Source organism: Pseudomonas sp. K5002 (assembly GCF_013386655.1).
In the GTDB taxonomy this organism is placed as follows: domain Bacteria; phylum Pseudomonadota; class Gammaproteobacteria; order Pseudomonadales; family Pseudomonadaceae; genus Aquipseudomonas.
Genome location: NZ_JACARK010000861.1, coordinates 1 through 6,329, shown reverse-complemented (window position 1 = coordinate 6,329; position 6,329 = coordinate 1). Strand labels below are relative to the sequence as shown.

Genomic DNA, 6,329 nt, shown 5'->3' with positions numbered 1-6,329 from the left:
ACGCCCATGGCGCTGGCCGCCTGGCGATAGATGTCCAGTTGTTGCACACGCCGGGCAACGCCGAGGTAGTCCGGGTCCTCCCGCAGCAGGCCCCAGCGGCGGAACTGGGTCATGAACCACATGCCATCAGACAGGTAGGGCAGGTTCACCTCGCCGTCGCCATAAAAACGCAGCGCGTGGGGATCCTGCCAGTGGTTGCCGAGGCCGTCATCGTAGTCGCCGAGCAGGCGCGGTTCGATGCAATCGAGCGGGGCGTCGAGGTACTGCGGGGCGCTCAGCAACTGTGCAGTGGAGCGGCGGTTTTCCGTGCTCTGTTCGATAAAACGGCTGGCCTGCAGGATCGCCATCACCAGTACCCGGGCGGTATTGGGGTATTGCTCGACAAATGCCTGGGTGCAGCCGAGGACTTTTTCCGGATGGTCCGGCCACAGTGCCTGGGTGGTGGCCAGGGTAAAGCCCTGGTTCTGCTTCACCGCACTGGCGCACCAGGGCTCGCCCACACAAAAGCCGTCGATGCGCCCGGCTTGCAGGTGCGCAACCATCTGCGGCGGCGGCACCACCACACTGTCCACATCCTGCAGGGGATGAATGCCCTGGCTGGCCAGCCAGTAATACAACCACATGGCGTGGGTACCTGTGGGAAAGGTCTGGGCGAAGGTGAGTTTTGTTCGGCTTTGGTGCACGTGGCGGTCCAGTGCCTCAGGACTGGTCACCCCCAGCTGTTGCAGGCCACGGGACAGGTTGATGCTCTGGCCGTTCTGGTTCAGGCCCATCAGCACCGCCATATCGGTGGGTGCCACGCCGCCGATACCCAGGTGCACGGCGTAGATCAGGCCGTACAGGCTGTGGGCGGCGTCCAGTTCGCCGCTGACCAGATTGTCCCGCAGGCTGGCCCATGATGACTGGCGCCTGAGATTCAAGGTCAGGCCATAGGGCTGGGCGAAGCCCTGGGTGGCGGCGACCACCACCGAGGCGCAATCGCTCAGGGCCATGAAACCCAGGTTGAGGCTGCTCTTTTCCGGGGCATCGCTGCCGTTGACCCAAGCCAGGGGATCACTCATCAATACGTACCTTTCATAAAAAAACGCCGTTCCGTCGGGTACTCAGAGGAAGAGCCCGGGGTAACGACGTCTGTGTCCTTGAGCCCGTTCCGCCGTTGGCGCGAGCTGCGATAGACAAGGCAAAGCAAGGCACATGCCACGATGCGCACAGGATGGGCTGGGCGTCAGCTTTCCATCAGGATTGAAATCGGCCTGCCTCGCAGTATGGCCGCTCTTTCAGCCCGGGCCATGCAGGCATGTTCAGCCACCTTCACCGTTTCTCGACGCTGTTTTTCGGCCTGGTGCTGCTGGGCAGCCCCGGCGCGTTCGGGGGCTCCTACCAGGCCCGTGATGAAAGCCTGCACACTTTTTTTACCGCGTTGTCCCTGCCGCTGGGGCAGCCGATCGTTGTCAGTCAGGCGGCAGCTCGCAAGCGCATCAGCGGGGCGTTCGATTTCGACTCGCCCCAACCGCTGCTGGAGTCGGTCGCCCAGCAGCAAGGCCTGATCTGGTACACCGATGGCCAGGTGCTTTACCTCTATGACGCCGACGAGGCGAAAAGCTCGGTAGTGACCCTGCGGCATATCTCGGTCGACCTCCTGCGCGGGTTCATGCGCCGTTCGGGGCTCGAAGAGGCGCGCTACCCGCTGCGTGCGAGTGGGGCGCGGGTGTTCTACGTGTCCGGGCCGCCGAACTATGTCGACCATGTGCTGCGCCTGGCCCAACTGATGGACCGCCAGCGTGCGGAACTGCGCCTGGGGCCGCAGCGGATCGGGGTGGTGCAGGTGCTCAACACCCACGTTGCAGACCGCGAGTACAACATGGGCGACAGAACCGTCACGGTGCCGGGCATGGCATCCATGATCGAAAAACTGCTGGCCGTCGAGCAGGAGAGTGCGTCCCCGCGGCAACCCGGATTACTGGCTGACAAGAATATCTCGGTGCTGGCGTACCCGGACACCAACAGCCTGCTGATCAAGGGCAAGCCCGCGCAGGTGAGCTTTATCGAAGGTCTGGTGGCAGAACTGGACGTACCGAAGCGCGCGGTGGAGGTTTCGATGTGGCTGGTGGATGTGGACCGCGATGAGCTCAAGAAGATCGGCGCGACCATGCACAAGGGGTCGGACAAGCCTTCAGCGACCCGGCTCATGGCACCCATCGAGGACGAAGCATTCATGCAGCGGATCACCGCCTTGGAGTTGCGCAGGCGAGCGAGGGTCACGACGTTGCCGGTGATTCTCACCCAGGAGAATGTGCCCGCGGTTTTCAACGACAACCGGACGTTCTATCTGCCCCGGCCGGGTGAAGACCACGACGAATGGCAACCGGTGGTCTTTGGTACGCAGGTCAGTGTTCTGCCGCGCTTTGCCGAGGCGAATGAAATCGAGATGCTGCTCACCGTCGAGGATGGCCGCCAGATGGGCAAGGCTGCCAGTCGCGACAAACCCTCGGCGGGGGTGGAGCGGATGGGGATCAACACGGTGGTGCGTGTGGCTCCGGGCAGGCGATTGCTGGTGGGGAATTTTCAGCGCGATACCGGCACAGCCTTGCTCGGACGCTACAACGGGCCCATGGCCAACAGTGTGCGATTGTTTGTGATTCAGGCGACGGCGGTCGCAAATGTGCTGCATACCGCTGCCGAGCCGGGGCAGGCGCCGCCGTTGACGCGCTCCCAGCATGAGCAGGTGAAGCGGGCATTTAACCGGGTGACCGAAGGATAAGAACGTTGGTGGCGCCCCTGGGCGGGCATCGCCGAAAGGTCCTACGTGCCCAGTCTGAAAAAATCAGTGCCTATGGGGTTTTTTCCTCTCCTATACAGCGAGTGGGCTTTTTATAGTCGCGACCTTCAGGAAACCAGTGTTGGAAGGTGAGTTGGGTGCGGAGGTACGAATGGCCGTGGTGAACGATGGGGTACTGGCTACCCCCATGGTCTTTGAGCGCTGGACGTTGCACGGTGACGGTAGATTGACCAGTGAAGACTCGGATATTCAACTCCCGCCCAAGGAGTGGCAGGTGTTGCGCCTGTTGCTGTCCTCGGCCGGAGTGCTGGTGACCAAGGACCACTTGCTGGAACAGGCATGGCCCCATAACGAGGCCACGGAAGAGTCCCTGACCCGTTGCATCTGTTCGCTGCGCAAATATTTGAAGGGCGGCAAGGGTCTGATCAAGACGGTATACGGCAAAGGGTACCGGGTGACCTGTGCGGTCAGGATGACCAGCCTGACGGTGGGCGCTGTCTGTTCCACCTGCGGTCGGGGGCAGGCATGAGCAGCGCCCGGTGCAAGGGGGCGCTGCTGCTGATGCTCACGCTCGGCTTCGGCAATGAAGCCCGGGCGTATTGCTGGGCCGAGGCTGCCAGCCGATACGGCATGGAGCCGGAATTGTTGCAGGCCATCGCCGCAGTGGAGTCGGGCTACCGCGCCAAGGCCATGAATTACGCCAACAACAACGGCACCCGTGATATCGGGCTGATGCAGATCAACAGCATTCACCTGCCGCGCCTGCTCAAGGAGGGCATTACCGAGCAGCGCTTGCTGGATGAGCCTTGCCTGTCGGTGGAGGTGGGGGCGTCGATCCTTGCCGACTTCGTCAAACAGTTCGGCTACAACTGGACAGCGATCGGTTCCTACAATGTGGGCGGCGGGCCCGGGCCTCAGCGTGAGGCCCTGCGTCTTCGCTATGCGCAAAAAATCTGGGCCCGCTATGAGGAACTGATGACGCACCGTAACTGACGATTGGACGGCACGCCTCGCATGCAGCCCGTCACCCCGGCTATAATCGCCGCCACCTTTCGCCGCCATCCGAGTCAAGCCCGCCCATGTATACCCTGGCCCGCCAGCTGTTGTTCAAACTCTCTCCGGAAACTTCCCACGATCTGTCCCTGGACTTGATCGGTGCCGGTGGCCGCCTGGGGCTCAATGGCCTGGTGTGCAAGGCCCCGGCGAAAATGCCGGTGTCGGTGATGGGGCTCGATTTCCCCAACCCGGTAGGCCTGGCTGCGGGTTTGGACAAAAACGGTGCGGCCATCGACGGTTTTGCGCAGCTGGGTTTTGGCTTTGTCGAAATCGGCACCGTGACCCCACGGCCGCAGCCGGGCAACCCGAAGCCGCGGATCTTCCGCCTGCCGGAAGCCGAGGCGATCATCAATCGCATGGGCTTCAACAACCTGGGTGTGGATAACCTGCTGTCACGGGTTCAGGCGGCGAAGTACACCGGTATCCTCGGGATCAATATCGGCAAGAACTTCGACACGCCGGTGGAGCGTGCGGTGGATGACTATCTGATTTGCCTGGACAAGGTGTACGCCCACGCCAGCTACGTCACGGTCAACGTCAGCTCGCCTAACACCCCGGGCCTGCGCAGCCTGCAGTTTGGCGACTCCCTCAAGCAACTGCTCGAAGCCTTGCGCCAGCGCCAGGAAGATTTGGCTGTGCGCCACGGCAAGCGTGTGCCCCTGGCAATCAAGATTGCCCCGGACATGAACGACGAAGAGACCGTACTGGTGGCCCAGGCCCTGGTGGATTCGGGCATGGATGCGGTGATCGCTACCAACACCACCCTGAGCCGCGTCGGTGTCGAAGGCCTGGCGTATGGTGACGAAGCGGGCGGCCTGTCCGGTGCGCCGGTACGCGACCAGAGTACCCACATCGTCAAGGTGCTGGCGGCCGAGTTGGCAGGGCGCTTGCCGATCATTGCCGTGGGTGGCATCACCGAGGGCAAGCACGCGGCCGAAAAAATCGCCGCCGGCGCGAGCCTGGTGCAGTTGTATTCCGGCTTTATCTACAAGGGCCCGGCGTTGATTCGCCAGGCGGTGGATGCGATTGCGGCATTGCCGCGCGGCTGACAACAGTCAATAAAAAGGGCTCCTTGAAGGAGCCCCTGGGCCGAAGCCCGCCGCCCGGATGGGGCGTGCGTGGTTAAGTGGTTGCGTATTCGTGCTGGTGTCGGAATTAAATGCCCTTGATTAGCCGACGGCGTGAAGTTCGTTGAGTCTGTGGATTCCCGCAGTGCCAGTCATACCGTCCCAGTTGTCGCCGCGTCCTTCTCGCCAGCCGTTGATCCAGGCTTGGCGTACCGACGGTAGAGTAAATGGGCAAAGCTCACGGGATTTGCCATGAACGCCATATTGATATCCGCGTAAAAATGCTCTTTCCAACGGATCACGCTTAAGTCTTCTCATAGGGTGTTTCCCTCACTTGTTGACTGTCTTGATATCCTTCGGCCTCGTCCGAGGCCGGGCAGAGTTTTTCTGCCGTTGGTGCGCTCGCTGCCGGCGTGGCGAGCTATGTGTCGGCGTCGTTACGGCGCCAACCTGTGTTGAGTTCTAACCAATAGGTCACATGGATTCAATGATCGTTTTGTCATAAGCACGTAACGATAATGATGCTATAGCCATAAGCTGGGATGGCTTTTCGCCCCTTTTGTTGGGCAAACCCAGCTATGATGTGCCCTTCAAAGAGGATGGGTTTAATCCTTTAGTGAGAATGTCCGCCTGTTGCAGTCGGTTATTATTCGACGAAGGGTCGGAATGTTTCTTCTTGTTGCTTCAAATACTTGAACTGCCCCGTCGATAAAGGCCCGAAAGGCCGGTAGCCGGGGTGGAACGGCACATTCGTGCCACACGAGCGTTCTTCAAGAAAAGCGCTTGATTGAAAACCGAACGCGCGATGCGTCGCCCGTTCACTTATTGCTGAAAAGCCTGGAATGCCCCATGTCGGACCGTTTTGAACTCTTCCTCACTTGCCCAAAGGGCCTCGAAGGCCTGCTGATCGAGGAAGCCGTGGGGCTTGGCCTTGAGGAAGCCCGCGAGCACACCTCGGCCGTGCGCGGCATGGCCGACATGGAGACCGCCTACCGCCTGTGCCTCTGGTCGCGCCTGGCCAACCGCGTGTTGCTGGTGCTCAAGCGCTTCCCGATGAAGGACGCCGAAGACCTGTACCACGGGGTGCTGGACATCGAGTGGGAAGACCACATGCTCGCCGACGGCACCCTGGCCGTTGAATTCAGCGGCCATGGCTCTGGCATCGACAACACCCACTTCGGCGCGCTGAAGGTCAAGGATGCGATTGTCGACAAGCTGCGCACCCCGACCGGCGAACGTCCATCCATCGACAAGATCAACCCGGACCTGCGCATCCACCTGCGCCTGGACCGTGGCGAAGCGATCCTTTCCCTTGATTTGTCCGGCCACAGCCTGCACCAGCGCGGCTACCGCCTGCAGCAGGGCGCGGCACCGTTGAAAGAGAACCTGGCGGCGGCGATCCTGATTCGCTCCGGCTGGCCGCGCAT

Annotated in this window: 7 protein-coding genes; 5 read left to right on the top strand and 2 right to left on the bottom strand. The window is 61.5% G+C overall.

Going from position 1 to position 6,329, the window contains the following annotated elements; genetic code table 11:
• Window positions 1–1,061, bottom strand: a 1,061-nt coding sequence (locus HX846_RS30095) for a CmpA/NrtA family ABC transporter substrate-binding protein (RefSeq protein ID WP_178966773.1), incomplete at its 3' end; no start/stop codon positions are given.
• A 236-nt stretch (window positions 1,062–1,297) separates the two neighbouring features.
• Between HX846_RS30095 and sctC the strand changes: the two genes are divergently transcribed.
• The 4 genes from sctC (at window position 1,298) to HX846_RS30075 (ending at window position 4,884) form a co-directional block, all read left to right on the top strand.
• Window positions 1,298–2,761 (top strand): type III secretion system outer membrane ring subunit SctC, encoded by a 1,464-nt coding sequence (gene sctC / locus HX846_RS30090; protein WP_178966772.1) that lies wholly within the window; start codon window positions 1,298–1,300, stop codon window positions 2,759–2,761.
• 169 nt (window positions 2,762–2,930) lie between these two features.
• On the top strand, window positions 2,931–3,308 hold the full coding sequence (locus HX846_RS30085; protein WP_023659087.1) for a winged helix-turn-helix domain-containing protein: 378 nt from the start codon (window positions 2,931–2,933) through the stop codon (window positions 3,306–3,308).
• Complete coding sequence (locus HX846_RS30080; RefSeq protein WP_003219119.1) at window positions 3,305–3,772, top strand: transglycosylase SLT domain-containing protein; 468 nt, start codon at window positions 3,305–3,307, stop codon at window positions 3,770–3,772. The genes HX846_RS30085 and HX846_RS30080 overlap by 4 nt, the downstream gene beginning before the upstream one ends.
• A gap of 86 nt (window positions 3,773–3,858) precedes the next feature.
• A complete protein-coding gene (locus HX846_RS30075) occupies window positions 3,859–4,884 on the top strand; it encodes a quinone-dependent dihydroorotate dehydrogenase (RefSeq protein ID WP_003219118.1) in 1,026 nt (341 codons plus the stop codon).
• Window positions 4,885–5,004: 120 nt separating this feature from the next.
• Here HX846_RS30075 and rmf read toward each other — a convergent pair whose 3' ends face one another.
• Window positions 5,005–5,220 (bottom strand): ribosome modulation factor, encoded by a 216-nt coding sequence (rmf, locus tag HX846_RS30070; protein ID WP_002553055.1) that lies wholly within the window; start codon window positions 5,218–5,220, stop codon window positions 5,005–5,007.
• A 531-nt stretch (window positions 5,221–5,751) separates the two neighbouring features.
• Between rmf and HX846_RS30065 the strand changes: the two genes are divergently transcribed.
• Window positions 5,752–6,329 (top strand): THUMP domain-containing protein (locus HX846_RS30065; protein ID WP_256740106.1); only part of this gene is annotated, 578 nt, incomplete at its 3' end.